Here is a 17,553-nt window from a genome sequence, read left to right as displayed (position 1 = left end):
GATTGGGGAGTTTTCCATCAACGTGCTTGATCATATGGACCTGCATATCGCATAATGGAAACGAATGATTTTGACGGCCTCCATCAAGGATGATGATATGCCCCGGAACCTGGACCTGACCGCCCTGCGCTCCTTCGTGACCGTGGCCGAAGTGGGCGGCGTGACCCGCGCCGCGGGCCACCTGCACCTGACCCAGTCCGCCGTGTCCATGCAGTTGAAAAGGCTTGAGGATTCCCTGGGCCTGTCGCTGATCGACCGGTCGGCGCGCACGGTCACGCTGACGCCCACGGGTGAACAGCTGCTGTCCTATGCAAGGCGGATGCTGACCCTCAACGACGAGGCGATCGCGCGGATGACAGATGACGGGTTCGAAGGCGAGATCGTGCTGGGTGTGCCCCACGACATCCTGTATCCGGCGATCCCCACCTTCCTGGCGGCGTTCGCGCATACCTACCCGCGGCTGAAGGTGCGGCTGCTGTCGCTGCCGACGCGGACCCTGAAGGACATGTACGCGCGCGGCGAATGCGACGCGATCCTGACCACCGAGGAGACCACGGGCGAGGGGGGCGAGACTCTGCTGTCTCTGCCGCTGGTCTGGGCGGGCGCCACGGGCGGCACGGCCCATCGCGACCGGCCGCTGAACTTCGCCTTCTGCCGCAACTGCATCTTCAGCCCCTTGGCCCGCGCGGCGCTGGACCGGGCGGGGATCGAATGGCACTCGGTCGTGGATTCGCCGTCGGACCGCGCGGCCGAGGTCGCCGTGATGGCCGACCTCGCGGTCTACGTGATCCTGGACCAGACCCTGCCGGTCGGCGTGTCGAAGCTACCCGCCAATGCCGGGTTGCCGGACCTGCCCATGCAGAACATCAACCTGTATCGCTCGAACACGCTGCCCGCCTCGGTATCCGAGGACCTGGCACGCCTGCTGCGCGACAACTACGCGCGCCTGGCCAACACCGTGCGGTTGGCGGCCGAGTAGATCAGAGCCGGCGGCCCCAGCGCCGGGCGATCTCGGCGATGTGGGCGGGCGAGATCTCGCAACAGCCGCCGATCAGCGTGGCGCCCATCTCGCGCCACCGGTCGGTGTGATCGGCATAGGCATCGGGGCCCAGGTCCTGGCGGGCTTTCAGAAGATCAGTTGTTGCTCCTATCTTGTTGAAATCCTGCGAGATCTCGGTGAAGCCGTTGGCATAGGCGCCGAAGGGCAGGCCCAACTCGCGCAGCACCGCCAGGCCCTGCTCGATCGCCTCGGGGACCGAGCAGTTCAGGACCAGCCGGTCGATGCGATGGGCCGCCAGAAGTGTCCGGATCTCGGCCAGCGGTTCGCCCGAGCGCAGCATCGTGCCGTCATCGTCATCGACGGACAGCGCCAGCCAGATCGGCTTGCCGGTCAGCTCGGCCGCCATGACAGCGCCGCGGGCCTGATCGACCGAGGACATGGTTTCCAGCAGGTGCACATCCACGACTTCGGCGTGTTGGCGCACGATCGGGGCATAGATCTCGGCCGCCACGTCCGACGGCGGCGCGTTGCGCGGCTGGTACGAGAACCCGATGGGCCCCAGCGCGCCGGCGACGAGACCGCTGCCCCATGCGTCGCGCGCATTGGCGGCGATGCTGAGGGCCGACGCGGTCAGCGCGCCCAGCTGATCCTCCATCCCGTGCGCCTCGAGCCGGTCGGGCAGGATCGAATAGGTGTTGGTGGTGGCCACGTCGGCGCCCGCGGCGAAGAAATCGTCGTGCACCGCGCGCACTAGCCCGGGGTCGTCCAGCAGCGCCTGCACCGCCCAAAGCGACGTGGCGCGACCGGCCCGGGCCACCAGTTCCTGGCCCATGCCGCCATCCAGCAAGATCATATCCATCACTCAATCCATCGTTACCACGACCTTGCCGGTCGACTTCCGGTCCCGCAGCAGGGCCAGCCCCTCGGTGGCGCGCTCCAGCGGCAGGTGATGGCTGATATGGGGCTTGATCCGGCCCTCGCCATACCATCCCAGAAGGGTTTCCAGGGATCCGGTCAGAAGATCGGGCCGGAACGTCATGTAGCCGCCCCAATAGTATCCCAACACGCTGACATTCTTGACCAAAAGGTGATTGGCCTTGAACTGCGGCACCTCGCCGCTGGCAAACCCGATGACCAGCACGCGCGCCTCGGGGTTCACCGCGCGCATGGCGTCCTGCAGCAGTTGTCCCCCCACCGGGTCGTAGATCACGTCGGCGCCGCCCAGTTCCTTCAGCGCGCCGCGCAGGTCCGCAGTTTCGCTGTCGATCAGGTGATGCGCGCCCGCCTGCCGGGCGACCTCCAGCTTGTCGGCTCCGCGCGCGACGGCGACCACCTCGGCCCCCATGAGCCGCCCGAGCTCGACCGCCGTCAGCCCCACGCCGCCGGACGCGCCGAGAACGACCAGCCGTTCGCCCTTCCGCAGTCTCGCCCGGTGCTCCAGCGCGAGGTGCGATGTGCCATAGGCCACCATGAAGGCCGCGGCATGGTCGAAGGGCATGGCATCCGGCAGCCGCTTGGCACGGTCGGCATCGAACACGCCGTAGTCGGCAAGGCCGCCGTGACCGGCAAAGACGGCCACGCGGTCCCCCTCGGAAAGTGATTCGCAGCCGGGCCCCACGGCGTCCACCACGCCCGCGATCTCCATGCCCAGCGTGGCGGGCAGGGGCGGGATATCCTGGTAGGTTCCGTTGGCGATAAGCAGGTCGGCAAAGTTCAAACCGCAGGCGTGAATTCTCACCCTGATCTGATTTTCGCCCGGGTCCGGACGCGGTACGTCAACCACTTTCGGTTGATCGGTATGGTCCGAGATTTGAAGCGCACGCATCCGGCGATCCCTTTCTGTCATGGCGCAACCGCGCATTTAAGTTACTGTATTTAATTACGAAAAATCCGCTTCGGAGTGACCCTGACTATAAAGACAGGTTGTCGGATTGGCTGTTTGTCGCGCATTGCATTCAACCAGAGTGTGAAGGAAGGGTTGTTATGAAGCATCCAGTTGACATCCATGTCGGCAAGCGCGTTCGTCATCGCCGGTGGACCTTGGGCATGACGCAGCAGCAGCTGGCCGAGAAGGTCGGTATCAAGTTTCAGCAGATTCAGAAATACGAAACCGGCATGAACCGGGTCAGCGCATCCCGTCTATGGGACATCGCGGAGGCCCTTGAAGTCTCGGTCGGCTTCTTCTTCGAGGGGATGGAAGAAGGCGCGGCGGACCGCCCTGCGAACCAGGACGCGCCGATGATGGACCTGCTCACCGACAAGGAAGCACTGGAACTGGTGCGGTCCTACTACGCGATCCCGGAAAACCAGCGCCGCCGCCTTTTCGAACTGGCGCGGGTCCTCAGCGAAGCGGCTTGAAAGCACCCGGCCGACGCCACGGGCACTGGCACACCGGCCGAGGATGGGTCAGAATGACCCACCATGCCCTCTCGCTCCCCTGATCTTATTGCTGAATTGCTGGCCGTGGCGAACGCATTGGCCGATGCGGCACGCCCCGAGACCCTGCGTCATTTCCGCAGCGCGAGCCTCGGTGCGGCGAACAAGGATGCCACCGGGTTCGACCCGGTCACCGAAGGCGACCGGGCGGCCGAGCGTGCCATGCGCGACGTTCTGGCCCGGTCAAGGCCCGATGACGGCATTCTGGGCGAGGAATTCGGCCAGAGCCATGGCACCACCGGCCTGACCTGGGTGCTGGATCCCATCGATGGGACGCGCGCCTATTTGTCGGGCACGCCCAGCTGGGGCGTTCTCGTGGCCGTCTCCGATGCCGATGGTCCGATCCTAGGCCTGATCGACCAGCCGTTCACGGGTGAGCGGTTCCTGGGCGGTCCGGACGGGACCACGCTGACCGACCGGTCGGGGCATCGTCCGCTGCGCGCGGGCACCCGCACGGATCTGTCGGACGCCATCCTGTTCACCACCTTCCCCGAGATCGGATCCGCGTCCGAGCGTGCGGCCTTCGAGCGGGTACGCGACCGCGTTCGGCTCACGCGCTACGGGCTTGACTGTTACGCCTACGCGTTGCTGGCCATGGGCCAGATCGACCTGGTGATCGAGGCCGGGTTGCAGTCCTACGACATCCAGGGACCACTGGCCGTGGTGCGCGGGGCAGGGGGCATCGTCACCGACTGGCGCGGCGGCCCGGCTCACGAGGGCGGGCAGGTCATCGCCGCCGCCACGCCGGAGCTGCACGCCGCCGCCCTGGACCTGCTCGGGGACGGCGCGTGAGCCACCACCTGCTGCGCGGCGCCCGGCGGGTCCTGTCCATGGACGACACCGATACCGAGTGGTCCGACACCGACATCCGCCTGCGGGACGGGGTCATCGCGGAGATGGGGCAGGGGCTGGCGCCCGAGGGTGCCGAGATCCACGACCTGTCCGGTTGCTTGGTGACGCCCGGCCTGATCAACACGCATCACCACCTTTACCAATCCATGACCCGCGCCGTGCCCGGCGCGCAGGACGCCCCGCTGTTCGGCTGGTTGACGACGCTCTACCCGATCTGGGCGCGGATGGGGCCCGATCACATGCGCGTGGCCGCCATGACTGGCCTGGCCGAGCTGGCGCTGTCGGGCTGCACCATGACCTCGGATCACCAGTACCTGTTTCCGAACGGCGCGCGGCTGGACGATACCATCGACGCCGCCAGCGCCGTGGGGCTGCGGTTTCATCCCACGCGCGGCGCCATGTCCATCGGGCGCAGCGCGGGCGGCCTGCCGCCTGACAGCCTGGTCGAGGATCCCGACGATATCCTGAAAGACACGATCCGGGTCATCGACGCGTTCCACGACCCGGCACCGGGCGCGATGCTGCGGATCGGTGTCGCGCCCTGTTCACCCTTCTCGGTCAGCCGCGAATTGATGCGGGATGCGGCCCGGCTGGCCCGCGACAAGGGCGTGCGCCTGCACACCCACCTGGCCGAGAACGACGAGGACGTCCGTTATTCGTTGGACCGCTTCGGCTGCCGCCCCGCCCAGTACGCCGAGGACCTGGACTGGACCGGCCCCGACGTCTGGCACGCCCATTGCGTGAAGCTCGAGCCGCGGGATCTGCCGCTTTTCGCGGCCAGCGGGACGGGGGTGGCGCATTGTCCCTGCTCGAACTGCCGCCTGGGCTCGGGCATCGCGCCGGTGGCGGCGATGCTCGCGGCGGGCGTGCCGGTGGGCCTGGGTGTCGACGGCTCGGCCAGCAACGACAGCGGCAACCTGGTGGCCGAGGCGCGGCAGGCGATGCTGCTGCAACGGGTCGCGCAGGGCGGCGACGCCATGTCGGCGCGCGACGCCCTGCGGATCGCGACACGCGGCGGCGCAGAGGTTCTGGGGCGCGATGATTGCGGCGCGATCTCCGTTGGAATGCGAGCCGATATCGCGGTGTGGGACCTGCGCGGTGCCGCCTCGGCCGGCAGCTGGGACGACGCCGCGCTTTTGCTGGCGGGCCCCAGCCAGGTGCGCCACCTGTTCGTCGAAGGCCGGCAAGTCGTGCGTGACGGCCAGCTGACCACCATCGACCTGCCGCGCGTGCTGGAGGATCAGCGCCGCCTTGCCATCGGGCTGGCCGAAGACGCCTAGCTGCCCGTCACCCGGTCGCCAGCCACCCAGACGCCGGCGACGGCCCGTTCATCGCCCATCATGATCGTGGGGAACAGCGCCTCCCATAGATCGTCCGCGCGCTCCGACCGCTGCGCGATGGCGGTGGTCGAGGCCGGGTCCAGCGCCACCAGGTCCGCGACCGACCCCACGGCCAGCGTGCCGATCTCGTCCGCCATCCGCAGCGACCGCGCCGAGCCGGTCGTGGCCAGCCACAGCAGTTGCGCGGGATGTAGCGGCGTGCCGGTCAGCTGCCCGATCTCGTAGGTCGCGGCCATCACCCGCAGCATGGAAAAGGACGACCCCCCGCCGGTATCGGTGGCCAGGCCGACCAACTGTCCCTCGGCCACTCGCGCGCCCATGTCGAACAGGCCCGACCCTATGAAGGTGTTCGAGGTCGGGCAGTGGATCAACGCGCCGCCGACCTCGCGCAGGCGGTCCCGCTCGCGCGCGGTCAGGTGGATGGCGTGCCCGTAGAGCCCGCCCGCGCCAAGCAGGCCGTGGGTTTCGTAGGTGTCCAGGTAATCGCGCGCGTCTGGGAAAAGCTCGGCCACCCAGGCCACCTCGTCCCGCTGCTCGCTCAGGTGGGTCTGCATGGGGCAGTCGGGATGCGCGGCCCAGAGCGCCCCCAGCGCCTCCAGCTGTTCGGGCGTCGAGGTGGGCGAGAAGCGCGGCGTGATCGCATAGCGCGCGCGGCCTCGGCCGTGCCACGCCTCCAGCAGGCGTTTGCTGTCGTCATGGGCGGATTGCGCCGTGTCGCGCAGGCCCGCGGGCGCGTTGCGGTCCATGCAGGTCTTGCCCGCGACCATGGCCATGCCCCGCGCCGCGGCCGCCGCGAAGACCGCGTCGACGCTTTCGGGATGGATGGTGCAGAAGGATGCCAGCGTCGTCGTGCCGTTGGCCAGCGCCAGGTCCAGCGTCAGGTCGGCCTGCGCGCAGGCATAGGCCGGATCGCCGAATTTCATCTCCTCGGGGAAGGTATAGGTGTTCAGCCAGTCGATCAGCCGCTTGCCCCAGCTGGCGATCATGCCGGTCTGCGGATAGTGCATGTGCGCATCGACGAAGCCCGGCAGGATCACCGCGCGCCCCATGTCGGTGACGCGCGCCTGCGGGTGGGCCGCGCGCAGGTCCGCCGCGGTGCCCAGCGCCGCGATGCGGCCGTCCTCGACCAGGATCGCACCGTGCACCGTCGCGGCCTCCTCGGGCGGGCCGGCGAACGGGTCGCTCGCGATGTCCAGCACCTGTCCGCAAATCAGCTCTGCCATGCGCGCTCTCCTTTGTCCGTGCCGCCTTCTAACCACATCCGGGCGCCCACTGGCAGGCCCCACGGAATTGACCTAGGTTCCGCGCGACCGATCGACCCACAAGCGCGAGGGACACCCCATGGCCGAGCCTGACCAGACGCCCGTCCTGCCCGAGCGCGACGACGAGGATGACGCCTACGCCCTGCGCGACGACGTGATCCGCACCATCCGCGACGCGGTCGAGTCCGAGGATCGCGAGGCGCTGGTCGCGGCGCTTGAGCCGCTCCACCCCGCCGACATCGCCGACCTTCTGGAACAGATGGAGCCGGGGCCGCGCCAGCGGCTGATCGCGCTCTACGGGACCGAGTTCGACGGCGAGATCCTGTCGGAACTGGACGAGTCCATCCGCGAGGACGTGATCGCCTCGCTGCCGCCCGAGGTCCTGTCCGAAGCGGTCCGGATGCTCGAGTCGGACGACGTGGTCGACCTGCTGGAAGACCTCGAACCCGAGCAGCAGGACGCCATCCTCGAGGCGCTGGACCGGCCCGAACGGGTAGCGGTGCAGCGCGCCCTGAGCTTCCCCGAGGGATCGGCCGGGCGTCTCATGCAGCGCGAGGTCGTGACCGCGCCGCAGCACTGGACGGTGGGCGACGCCATCGACTTCATGCGCGCGCGGCTGGACCTGCCCGAGCAGTTCTACCACATCGTGCTGGTCGATCCGCGTCACCGCCCCGTGGGCCACGTGACCCTGGGCAAGGTGATGTCGTCGGACCGGGTGACGCCGCTGATCGACCTGCAGGAGCCCAGCTTCCGCACCATCCCCGCCGAGCAGGACGAGGAAGACGTCGCCTACGCCTTCAACCAGTATCACCTGATCTCGGCCCCGGTGGTGGACGAGGACGGGCGGCTCGTGGGCGTCATCACCATCGACGACGCCATGATCGTGCTGTCGGAAGAGAACGAGGAAGACCTTCTGCTGCTCGCCGGCGTGGGCGACGAATCCATCGCCGACCGCACGCTGCAGATCGTGCGGCAGCGGTTCCCGTGGCTGCTGGCCAACCTCGCCACCGCGATCCTGGCCTCGCTGGTCATCGCCCAGTTCGAATCGACGCTGCAGGCCATCGTGGCCCTGGCCGTGCTCATGCCCATCGTGGCGTCCATGGGCGGCAATGCCGGCACGCAGTCGATGACCGTGGCCGTGCGCGCGCTGGCCACGCGCGACCTGACCGGGTCGAACGCGTTCCGCGTCATCCGGCGCGAGGTCGGGGCGGGCCTGCTGAACGGGCTTCTCTTCGCCGTCATCATGGGCGTCATCGGCTGGGTCTGGTTCGGCACGCTGATGCTGGGCGTGGTGCTGGGCCTCGCCATGGTCATCAACCTCGTCGTCGCCGGGCTGGCCGGTGTATTGGTGCCGCTGGTGCTGGAAAAGATCGGCGTGGACCCGGCGCTGGCCTCCGGCACATTCGTCACCACCGTCACGGACGTGGTGGGCTTCTTTGCGTTCCTGGGCCTGGCCGGAATCCTTCTGCTGTGAGCCTGGCCGACACCAAGCAGACGGCACGTCGTGCCGCGATGAACCGGCGCAAGGCGGCCTTCGCGAACGCTTCGGGCGACCAGACAGGCCCGCTTCGCACTGTCCTGCGGGCCTATGCCGGGCGCACTCTGTCGGGCTACGCCCCCATCCGGACCGAGATCGACCCGACCCCCGCCATGGCCGCCCACCAGGGCCCCGTGGCGCTGCCGGTGGTCACGGGCGAGGGGCAGCCCCTACGCTTCCGTGCCTGGCATCCCGGCTGCACGATGGTCACCGGTCCCTTCGGCGCTGCGGTGCCCGCCGATGGGCAGTGGTTGGTGCCCGAGGTCCTGATCGTGCCGCTGCTCGCCTTCGACCGGCAGGGGGGGCGGCTGGGCTACGGCGGCGGGTTCTACGACCGGACGCTGGCGCAGTTGCGCCAAGGCGGCGAAGCCGTCGCCATCGGCTTCGCCTTCGGCGCGCAGGAGGCGGACGACCTGCCGCTCGAGCCCACCGACGCGCCGCTCGACCTGGTCGTGACCGAACGGCGCGTTCTTTACGATTCCCGATAATCAGGGGGCCATCTGGCGCCTCGAAGCGGGCTAGAATATCACTTATCCGACATTCTGTGGTCGCCGTGGGCGTCGCCGCCCATGCTGGCGTGATCCGTGGTTCCGCCCATGCCGGACGGAGTCGACACCGCGAAGGCGACGGGAATCTCGCCGGCCGTCTCGAAGACCAGCGTCACGTCGACCTCGTCCCCGGGTCGGAACGGCGCGTCGAGATCCAAGAACATGATGTGCTTGCCGCCGCGCGCCAGGCGCAAGGTCTCGCCCGGGGCGATGGGGAAGCCGTAGGGCCGTGGCTCCATCCGCGCGACGCCATCTGCGTCCTGCAGGCTCTCGTGCAGTTCGACGGTCGCCCCGTCGCGCGCGACAGCGACCAGCCGGTCGGACGTTTCGCCGGTGTTGGTGATCGCGATGAAGCCGCCCGCGGTGCCCGACATGGGCGAGGCCTGGATGATGAACGGGGTGTCGAAGCTCAGGTCCTGGGCCTGCGCCCAAGCGGGCAGGCAAAAAAGCGCGCCCATGAGGGCCGCGTTAGGCATGAATTTGAACATGGGTATGTCGTCCGGCTGGTCAGGAAAAAGGTCACGTACGGGTCTGCGCTGGACGGTCTGGCGGCGCGCGGACGTGGTGATCTCGCCGCGCCGGCGCCACCACGATCAGGCGTGACGGCACATCCTGCTGCGCCGTGAACCCGACGTTCCGCACAAGGACCGGCCCGGCAGGTGGCGCGGGCAGGTCGACGCCGACCAGCGGGCAGTCCGGCTGGGCACCATCGACCGGCCGCGGCGTGCCGCTGACGTCGATGCTGACGGTCGTCAGCTTGCCCGCCAGGCACAGCGTGACCGTCTCGGCCCCGAACATCCGCGCGACGCCGCCGCCCGCGAGGGGCAGCGCCAGAAGCAGGGCCAGCAAAAGCGCGGTGAGGGGGCGATCGGGGAACATCCCTCGGCAATACAGTCCCGACCGAACCGCGCCAAGCCACCCCGCTTTGGCCTTTCGCCGCGGCGCGCGCCGCAGTAAGCCAGTCGCCATGAGACTTCTGTTCCTTGGCGACGTCATGGGCCGCGCCGGCCGCAGTGCCATTTCCGAGCGCCTGCCGCGCCTGCGCAGCGAATGGCGCGTGGATTTCGCCGTGGTCAACGGCGAGAACGCGACCAATGGCGCGGGGCTGAGCGCGGCGCACGCCCAGCTCATCCTCGACGCCGGGGCCGACGCGATCACGCTGGGCGATCACGCTTTCGACCAGCGCGACATGATGCAGTTCTGCGAGACCGAGCCGCGGATCGTGCGGCCGCTGAACTACTCCAAGGCCGCACCGGGCAAGGGCGCGCGGGTGTTCGAGGCGCCGGGCGGCCGCCGGGTTCTGGTGGCGCAGGTGCTGGGCCAGGTCTTCATGAAGCGCCCCTTCGACGACCCGTTCTCGGCGATCGAGCCGGTGCTGAAGAACGCGCGGCTCGGCGGCGCGGTGCAGGCCGCGCTGGTCGACATGCATTGCGAGGCGACGTCCGAGAAGATGGCCATGGGCCATTTCTGCGACGGCCGCGCCAGCCTCGTCGTGGGCACCCACACCCACGTGCCCACCGCCGATGCGCAGATCCTGAACCGCGGCACGGCCTACCTGACCGACGCGGGCATGTGCGGCGATTACGACAGCGTCATCGGCATGGAGAAGTCCGAGCCGCTCAACCGTTTCATCACCGGGATGCCCAAGGGCCGGTTCGAGCCCGCCAAGGGCGACGCGACCCTGTCGGGCGTGCTCGTGGAAACCGACGACAAGACCGGCCTCGCCACCCGGGTGGCCATGATCCGCGACGGCGGCCGCCTGCAGGCATCGACCCCCTGAACCCTGCGCCCAACGCGTGGTCGGCCGGGCTGGAACAGCCCGCGCGTGCACGTGCTTCATCTTTCCCGAAATACCTCGGGGGGCGTGGGGGGCTGGCCCCCCACGGCCGCGCGCTCAGCCCGCGTCGCCCAGCCGGATCTGCGCCTTGATCGCCTGGCTGCGGTCGCCCGCGGTCTCGAAGGCCGCGACCGCGTCGTCCAGCGCGAAGCTTTGCGTGATGAAGGGCTCCACGTCGATCAGGCCCTTCTGCATCAGGCTGACGCCGGTGAAAAACTCCTCGTGGAAGCGGAACGAGCCGGCCCAGCGCAGCTCTTTCGCGGTCATGGCCTGGAGCGGCAGCGTCATGTCGCCGCCAAGGCCCAGCTGCACGATGGTCGCGCCGGGGCGCAGCGCCGGCACGGCGGCGGACAGGGCCACTGCGGCGCCGGAGCATTCGTAGAGCGCATCGAACATCCCCTTCTCGCCGCGGTAGGGCCTGAGCCCGTCGGGGTCGGCCGCCATGTCCAGCGTCACGTCCGCGCCCGCGCGCCGCGCCATGTGCAGCGGGAAGGGCCCAAGGTCCGTGGCGACCACCAGGTCGGCCCCCGCGCGCCGGGCGGCGAGGATCGAAAGGATGCCGATGGGCCCGCAGCCCGTCACCAGGACCGACTTGCCCAGCAGCGGGCCCAGGCGGTTCGTCGCGTGCAGCGCCACGGCCAGGGGCTCGGCCATGGCGGCGGCGCCGGGGCTCAGCCCGTCGGCGGGTGCGCATTGCGCCGCCAGGGCGACCAGTTGCTGGCGGAACGCGCCCTGTATGTGCGGGAAGGGCATGGCCGAGCCGTAGAACCGCATGTTCAGACACTGGTTGAACATGGCCTCGTTGCAGAACCGGCAATCGCCGCACGGGCGCGACGGCGACACGGCCACCAGCTGTCCCACCGCGAGGCCCGTCACCCCGGGACCCAGCGCGGCGATATGCCCCGACACCTCGTGGCCCAGCACCATGGGTTCGCGCAGGCGCACGTCGCCGAAGCCGCCGTGGTTGAAATAATGCAGGTCCGAGCCGCAGATGCCGCCCACCGCCATGTCGACCAGCACCTCGCCGGGGCCGGGCGCGGGCACCGGCTGATCCTCGATCCTCAGGTCCCGGGCGGCGTGGATGACGATGCTTTTCATGGGAACCTCGGCGCGGGACGGTGGCAATGACTGCCCTTTGGTATACCATTGCGCGGAACCGCCAAATGAAAAAGCAGACCGCTTGAAGGGAGGGCATGGATGAGCCTGTCACTGTTCGATCTGACGGGGAAACGCGCGCTGATCACCGGGTCGAGCCAGGGGATCGGCCATGCGCTGGCACGGGGGCTGGCCGATGCCGGGGCCGAGATCGTGCTGAACGGGCGCGACGCGGCCAAGCTGGATAAGGCGGCCGCCGATCTGCGCGACCGGGGCGCCACCGTCCATACGCTGGCCTTCGACGTGACCGATGCGGGGGCCGTGCGCGCCGCCATCGACGGCTTCGAAGAGGCGACCGGCCCCATCGACATCCTTGTGAACAACGCCGGCGTGCAGCATCGCGCGCCGCTGGAGGATTTCCCGCCCGAGGATTTCGAACGCCTGCTGCGCATCAACGTCACCGGCGTCTTCAACGCGGCGCAGGCCGCCGCGCGGCACATGATCGCACGCGGGCGCGGCAAGATCGTCAACATCGCGTCGGTGCAGACGGCGCTGGCCCGGCCCGGCATCGCGCCCTACACCGCGACCAAGGGGGCGGTCGCGAACCTGACCAAGGGCATGGCCACCGACTGGGCCAAGCACGGGCTGCAATGCAACGCGCTGGCCCCCGGCTATTTCGAGACGCCGTTGAACCAGGCGCTGGTCGACGATCCCGACTTCACCGCCTGGCTGTGCAAGCGCACGCCGGCCGGACGCTGGGGAAAAGTGGAAGAGCTGGTGGGCACCTGCATCTTCCTGACCTCCGAGGCGTCCAGCTTCGTCAACGGCACGACCGTCTTCGTCGATGGCGGCATCACGGCCTCGCTGTGACCGAAGCGGCGCCGCGGCTGGTCGTCATGGGCGTGTCGGGCTGCGGCAAAAGCACCATCGGCAGGGCCCTGGCCGAGGCGGAAGGGCTGGGTTTCGTGGACGGCGACAGCCTGCACCCCCAGGCGAATATCGAGAAGATGGCCCGCGGGGCGCCGTTGGAGGACGAGGACCGGCTGCCGTGGCTCGACCTCGTGGGCGACGCCCTGCGGCCCGGCACGGTGATCGCCTGCTCGGCGCTGAAGCGCGCCTATCGCGATCGCATCCGTGAGCGGTCGGGCGGATCCGTGGTGTTTCTGTTCCTGCACGGGCGGCGCGAAACGCTGATGGCCCGCATGGACGAGCGCGAGGGCCATTTCATGCCCGGCACGCTGCTGGACAGCCAGCTTGCCACGCTCGAGCCGCCATCCGAAGACGAGCCGCACGTCTCGGCCGATATCGACCAGGCTCCGGACGAGATCGTGACGCGGCTGATCGCGGGGCTGCGCCGGCTGAGGTGACGCCGCGCGGGCCTTTGCAGGCACCTTCACGACATCGCGAAAGGCCGGGTGGGGGATGTGCCACCAGGCGCCTTGCCTTCCGCCGGCTTCGCGCCACCTCGTCGGCCAACTGATCGTGCCGGGCCGCTGGTCCTTGTGCGCGACTGTCCCGGCGGGACCGCTCGCCAGACCCATTGAAAGGACATCCGTGATGAAAGACAGCGTCGAGACGCCGGGCACCTGCCCCTTCCGCGGCACCCGTATCGGCGGGGCGCAGGGCAGCAAGCCGACCCTTCAGGATTGGTATCCGGCCCGCCTGCGGACCGAGCTTCTGCACCTGCACTCCGCCGAGGCGAACCCGCAGGATCCCGACTTCAACTATGCCGAGGCCTTCGCCAAGCTGGACCTGGACGCCATCAAGGCCGACATCCGCGCGCTGATGACCGACAGCCAGGACAACTTTTGGCCGGCCGACTACGGCCATTACGGCCCGCAGATGATCCGCATGGCCTGGCACGCCGCGGGCACTTACCGTATCGCCGACGGCCGTGGCGGCGCGGCGACGGCCATGCAGCGCTTCGCGCCCGTCAGCTCGTGGGCCGATAACGGCAACACCGACAAGTCGCGCCGCCTGCTGTGGCCGATCAAGCAGAAATACGGCGCCGCGCTCAGCTGGGCCGACCTGATGATCCTGACGGGCAATGTCGCGCTGGAAAGCATGGGCTTCGAGACCGTGGGCTTCGGCGGCGGACGCGAGGATGCCTGGGTGGCCGACGACGCGACGTACTGGGGTCCCGAGACCGAGATCCAGGGCCGCGACCGCTGGGAAGGTGATCCGTCGGGCGAGCATTACGACCTGGAAAACCCGGTCGGCGCGTCCGAGATGATGCTGATCTACGTGAACCCCGAGGGCCCCGGCGGCAGCGCCGACCCGATGGAGTCCGCGCGCGAGATCCGCGAGACCTTCGCCCGCATGGCCATGAACGACGAGGAAACCGTCGCGCTGATCGCGGGCGGCCACGCCTTCGGTAAATCCCATGGCGGGTCGGACCCCGACGGCGTCGGCCCCGCGCCCGAGGCCGCGCCGATCCACGCGCAAAGCCTTGGCTGGATGAACAGCTCGGGCAAGGGCTTCGCCGAGCACACGATGACCAACGGCATCGAGGGGTCGTGGGTGTCCAACCCCATCAAGTGGGATCACGAGTACCTGCACAGCCTGATGAAATACGACTGGGAGCTGATCGTGAACGACACGACCGGCGCCCAGCAGTGGAAGCCGAAGGATCCCGACGCGATCAAGACGCCAGACGCCCACCGCGAGGGTGTCGAGCACCCGCTGATGATGATGACCTCGGACATCGCGCTGAAGCAGGACCCGGCCTATCGCAAGATCGTCGAGAAGTTCATCGACCAGCCCGAGACCTTCAACAAGGCCTTCGCCGAGGCGTGGTACAAGCTGACCCACCGCGACATGGGCCCGATCAACCGTCTGATCGGCAAGGAAGTCCCGTCCGAGCCGCGCATGTTCCAGGATCCGATCCCGGATTGCGACCACCCGGTGATCGACGACGGCGACATCGCGTCGCTGAAGTCGAAGATCCTGGCCACCGGCCTCGGCGTCGACGCGCTGGTCGGGGCGGCCTGGGCCTCGGCCTCGACCTTCCGGCACTCCGACAACCGCGGCGGGGCCAATGGCGCGCGGGTGCGGCTGGCACCGCAGAAGGACTGGGAAGTCAACAACCCCGAGAGCCTGTCCAGGGTGCTGTCGGCGCTGGAAGGCATCCAGTCCGAATTCAACGACGGCGCATCGGGCGGCAAGCGCGTGTCGCTGGCCGACCTGATCGTGCTGGCAGGCTGCGCCGCGGTGGAAAAGGCGGCCAAGGAAGGCGGCATCGACATCGCCGTGCCGTTCACGCCGGGCCGGATGGACGCCAGCGACGAGGACACGGACGCCGAAAGCTTCGAGTGGCTGCGTCCGGTCGCCGACGGCTTCCGCAACTACCAGCTGAACAAGTTCAGCCGCGTCACGCCCGAGCAGATGCTGCTGGACCGGGCCGAGCTTCTGACGCTCAGCGCGCCCGAGCTGACCGCCCTGGTCGGTGGCCTGCGCGTGCTGGGCGCCAACTGGGACGGTGGTAGCGACGGTATGCTGACCGACCGGCCCGGCACGCTGAGCAACGACTTCTTCGTCAATCTCACCGATTTCAGCCTCGAGTGGTTGCCGGTGGACGCGGACGAACAGCTCTTCGAGGCGCGCAAACGCGGTGGCGACTCGGCCGTGGTCTGGACCGGCACCCGCGCCGACCTGATCTTCGGCCACAACGCGCAACTGCGCCAGGTGACCGAGTTCTATGCCGGGTCGGACGCGAACGAGAAGTTCGTCCGCGACTTCGTGGCCGCCTGGAACAAGGTCATGATGCTCGACCGGTTCGACGTGAAGCACTGAGCCGACAGCACCGGTTCGACCGACAGGGCCGCCCGGTTTCCGGGCGGCCTTTCTCGTGGAGCGACTATTTTCAACCCGACCAAAACAATCGGGATTGACTTTCCGAGTGAAAGAGTCGGAAATGGGCTGGCAGTCACAAGGGATGCCAGCATGAGACGTGAGATTTTCGCCGAAGCCCAACCGGCGCCCCAGCCCCAGCGCGGCGGCGCGCCCGTGGGCCGCATGCACGAGTTGCCCGAGATGGAGCTGGCGGCCATCGTCTTCCTGCGGGCGTGGTGCGGGGACGCGGGCGAACGGCAGATGATCCGCCGCGACCTGCACAGCGTCCTGAACCCGCGCGATGCGCTGCTGGCCGAGCAGCGTTTCGCGACGCTCATACGCCTGGTGCTGGCGCAGGCCCGCAGCCCGATCATGCACCATCACCTGGATTGCGCCTGCTACGGCGGGCACGAATCGGCCTTCGCCCAGATGATCGCCGCCACCGCCGGCCGCGACCGGGACGAGGCGCTCTTGTTCGCCGCCACGCTGGTCGTGGGACCGGCAGCGCACGAGGCGGTCCTCCAGGCCGAGGACCTGGCGCCGGCCTTCCTGGCACTTGCCCGCGCCGGGCGGGCCGAGCCGGTGCCGCAGGGCGCGACGCGGCACTGACGCCGCGCCGCCGGGCTTCTTACAGCGCGTTCAGAAGCTGGGTCGTGGGCCAGGCGTCGGCGGGCAGGCCCAGCCGTTGCTGCTCGGCCCGCACGGCCGCGCGCGTGCCGGCGCCGAGGATGCCGTCGATATCGCCCACGTCATGGCCGCGCGCGGCCAGCTTCTGCTGCAGCGACTTCATCTGCGCGTCCGACAGGCCCGGCGCGGGGTTGCCCGCGTCGAAGACCGGCGCCCCTTCGAGCCGCGTGGCGAAATAGGCGGCGGTGAGGACGTAGGTGAAGGACTGGTTCCACTCGAAATAGACGTCGAAATTCGGGTAGGCGACGAAGGCCGGCCCCTCGTGCCCCTGCGGCAGCAGCAGCGACGCGGGCAGGTCGGCATCCCAGTCGCCGTCGCGCGGGGCGACGCCAAGCGCCTCCCATTCGGCGGGCGATTTCCTGATCTCGAGCGCCGCCTGCGACCAGTCCATCGACGCGGGCACGTCGACCTCTTCCAGCCACGGCTCGTTCGCGCGCCAGCCCAGCGATTGCAGCATCTTCGCCCCCGACATCAGCGCGTCGCGCGGCGAGGTTTTGAGGTCCACGGTGCCATTCCCGTCGGCGTCCACGCCGTTCTCCAGGATGTCCTCGGGCAGCATCTGCACCATCCCGATCTCGCCCGCCCAGGCGCCGGTGGTGGTGTCGGGGTCCAGGCCGCCCTGCGCGAACAGCTCCAGCGCCGCGAAGACCTGCGGGCGGAACAGGTCGGGGCGGCGGCAGTCATGGGCCAGCGTGACCAGCGAGTTGACCGTGTTGAAGTCGCCCTGGAACGCGCCGTAATCGGTCTCGAACGCCCAGAAGGCCAGCAGCACGCCCCGGCTGACCCCGTACTCGGCCTCGATCCGGTCGAAGGTGTCGGCGTATTGGCGGGCGTTGGCCTGTCCGCGGTTGATCCGGTCGGCGCTGATCAGGCGACGGGCGAAATCGGTGAAGGGCAGGGTGAACACGCCCTGCCGCCGGTCGGCCGCCAGCGTTTCCTGGTCCTGCCGCACCCCGTCGAAGAAGGCGCGCGCGGTGGCCGGATCGGCGCCGCGCGCCACGGCCTCGGACTCCATCCGCTGCTTGAAATCGGCAAAGCTGCCGCCGCAGTCCTGCGCGGCGGCCGCGGTGGCGAGGGGGATCAGGGCAAGGGCGGCGAGGGTCTGGCGCATGGGGTCTCCGGTGCGGG

At 69.0% G+C, this 17,553-nt stretch carries 18 protein-coding genes; 11 read left to right on the top strand and 7 right to left on the bottom strand.

What is annotated here, in order from left to right; genetic code table 11:
* The first annotated feature begins 97 nt into the window (after positions 1 to 97).
* A complete protein-coding gene (locus tag BMX96_RS10720) occupies positions 98 to 979 on the top strand; it encodes a LysR family transcriptional regulator (RefSeq protein WP_091845619.1) in 882 nt (293 codons plus the stop codon).
* 1 nt (position 980) lies between these two features.
* On the opposite strand, the gene BMX96_RS10715 is transcribed toward BMX96_RS10720, so the two are convergent.
* Both BMX96_RS10715 and BMX96_RS10710 read right to left on the bottom strand, forming a co-directional pair.
* Positions 981 to 1,859: a homocysteine S-methyltransferase family protein gene (locus BMX96_RS10715; RefSeq protein WP_091845478.1), complete on the bottom strand. Its 879-nt coding sequence runs from the start codon at positions 1,857 to 1,859 to the stop codon at positions 981 to 983.
* A gap of 3 nt (positions 1,860 to 1,862) precedes the next feature.
* Entirely contained in the window at positions 1,863 to 2,825 is a 963-nt protein-coding gene (locus BMX96_RS10710) for an NADPH:quinone oxidoreductase family protein (RefSeq protein WP_091845477.1), read from the bottom strand.
* 158 nt (positions 2,826 to 2,983) lie between these two features.
* Here BMX96_RS10710 and BMX96_RS10705 point away from each other — a divergent pair, with 158 nt between their 5' ends.
* The 3 genes from BMX96_RS10705 to BMX96_RS10695 all read left to right on the top strand — a co-directional run bounded on the left by BMX96_RS10705 (position 2,984) and on the right by BMX96_RS10695 (position 5,568).
* Positions 2,984 to 3,358: a helix-turn-helix domain-containing protein gene (locus BMX96_RS10705; protein WP_091845476.1), complete on the top strand. Its 375-nt coding sequence runs from the start codon at positions 2,984 to 2,986 to the stop codon at positions 3,356 to 3,358.
* Positions 3,359 to 3,421: 63 nt separating this feature from the next.
* A complete protein-coding gene (gene hisN / locus BMX96_RS10700) occupies positions 3,422 to 4,228 on the top strand; it encodes a histidinol-phosphatase (protein ID WP_091845475.1) in 807 nt (268 codons plus the stop codon).
* Positions 4,225 to 5,568 carry an 8-oxoguanine deaminase gene (locus BMX96_RS10695; protein WP_091845474.1) on the top strand — a complete coding sequence of 448 codons (1,344 nt, stop codon included), beginning with the start codon at positions 4,225 to 4,227 and terminating at the stop codon, positions 5,566 to 5,568. Before hisN ends, BMX96_RS10695 begins: the two co-directional genes overlap by 4 nt.
* Here the strand turns inward: BMX96_RS10695 and guaD are convergent.
* On the bottom strand, positions 5,565 to 6,851 hold the full coding sequence (gene guaD / locus BMX96_RS10690) for a guanine deaminase (protein ID WP_091845473.1): 1,287 nt from the start codon (positions 6,849 to 6,851) through the stop codon (positions 5,565 to 5,567). The genes BMX96_RS10695 and guaD overlap by 4 nt on opposite strands.
* A 118-nt stretch (positions 6,852 to 6,969) precedes the next feature.
* Here guaD and mgtE point away from each other — a divergent pair, with 118 nt between their 5' ends.
* Together mgtE and BMX96_RS10680 are read left to right on the top strand one after the other, a co-directional pair.
* Positions 6,970 to 8,364, top strand: coding sequence for a magnesium transporter (gene mgtE, locus BMX96_RS10685; protein ID WP_091845472.1), 1,395 nt, complete (start codon positions 6,970 to 6,972; stop codon positions 8,362 to 8,364).
* Complete coding sequence (locus BMX96_RS10680; protein WP_091845471.1) at positions 8,361 to 8,915, top strand: 5-formyltetrahydrofolate cyclo-ligase; 555 nt, start codon at positions 8,361 to 8,363, stop codon at positions 8,913 to 8,915. The genes mgtE and BMX96_RS10680 overlap by 4 nt, the downstream gene beginning before the upstream one ends.
* 38 nt (positions 8,916 to 8,953) lie before the next feature.
* On the opposite strand, the gene BMX96_RS10675 is transcribed toward BMX96_RS10680, so the two are convergent.
* Positions 8,954 to 9,451: a copper chaperone PCu(A)C gene (locus BMX96_RS10675; RefSeq protein WP_175481714.1), complete on the bottom strand. Its 498-nt coding sequence runs from the start codon at positions 9,449 to 9,451 to the stop codon at positions 8,954 to 8,956.
* Positions 9,452 to 9,494: 43 nt separating this feature from the next.
* Positions 9,495 to 9,854 carry a hypothetical protein gene (locus tag BMX96_RS10670; RefSeq protein WP_091845469.1) on the bottom strand — a complete coding sequence of 120 codons (360 nt, stop codon included), beginning with the start codon at positions 9,852 to 9,854 and terminating at the stop codon, positions 9,495 to 9,497.
* An 88-nt stretch (positions 9,855 to 9,942) separates the two neighbouring features.
* Between BMX96_RS10670 and BMX96_RS10665 the strand changes: the two genes are divergently transcribed.
* Positions 9,943 to 10,755, top strand: a complete 813-nt coding sequence (locus BMX96_RS10665) for a TIGR00282 family metallophosphoesterase (protein WP_091845468.1) — start codon at positions 9,943 to 9,945, stop codon at positions 10,753 to 10,755.
* A 114-nt stretch (positions 10,756 to 10,869) separates the two neighbouring features.
* On the opposite strand, the gene BMX96_RS10660 is transcribed toward BMX96_RS10665, so the two are convergent.
* Positions 10,870 to 11,910, bottom strand: a complete 1,041-nt coding sequence (locus tag BMX96_RS10660) for an L-idonate 5-dehydrogenase (protein WP_091845467.1) — start codon at positions 11,908 to 11,910, stop codon at positions 10,870 to 10,872.
* Positions 11,911 to 12,009: 99 nt separating this feature from the next.
* On the opposite strand from BMX96_RS10660, the gene BMX96_RS10655 reads away from it, so the two are divergent.
* From BMX96_RS10655 to BMX96_RS10640, 4 genes are all read left to right on the top strand, one after another.
* Positions 12,010 to 12,777 (top strand): SDR family oxidoreductase, encoded by a 768-nt coding sequence (locus BMX96_RS10655; RefSeq protein WP_091845466.1) that lies wholly within the window; start codon positions 12,010 to 12,012, stop codon positions 12,775 to 12,777.
* Positions 12,774 to 13,274: a gluconokinase gene (locus BMX96_RS10650; RefSeq protein ID WP_236737035.1), complete on the top strand. Its 501-nt coding sequence runs from the start codon at positions 12,774 to 12,776 to the stop codon at positions 13,272 to 13,274. Before BMX96_RS10655 ends, BMX96_RS10650 begins: the two co-directional genes overlap by 4 nt.
* A gap of 190 nt (positions 13,275 to 13,464) precedes the next feature.
* Positions 13,465 to 15,699 carry a catalase/peroxidase HPI gene (gene katG / locus BMX96_RS10645; protein WP_091845465.1) on the top strand — a complete coding sequence of 745 codons (2,235 nt, stop codon included), beginning with the start codon at positions 13,465 to 13,467 and terminating at the stop codon, positions 15,697 to 15,699.
* Between the two features lie 150 nt (positions 15,700 to 15,849).
* A complete protein-coding gene (locus tag BMX96_RS10640) occupies positions 15,850 to 16,347 on the top strand; it encodes a hypothetical protein (protein ID WP_091845464.1) in 498 nt (165 codons plus the stop codon).
* 19 nt (positions 16,348 to 16,366) lie between these two features.
* Here the strand turns inward: BMX96_RS10640 and BMX96_RS10635 are convergent, their stop codons facing one another.
* The gene (locus tag BMX96_RS10635; RefSeq protein ID WP_091845463.1) at positions 16,367 to 17,536 is read right to left on the bottom strand and encodes a lytic murein transglycosylase; all 1,170 of its coding nucleotides are present in this window, start codon (positions 17,534 to 17,536) and stop codon (positions 16,367 to 16,369) included.
* Between the last annotated feature and the right edge of the window lie 17 nt (positions 17,537 to 17,553).

Source organism: Palleronia pelagia (genome assembly GCF_900110115.1).
GTDB classification, from domain to species: Bacteria; Pseudomonadota; Alphaproteobacteria; order Rhodobacterales; family Rhodobacteraceae; genus Palleronia; species Palleronia pelagia.
This window is presented reverse-complemented; position numbering and strand designations above follow the sequence as displayed.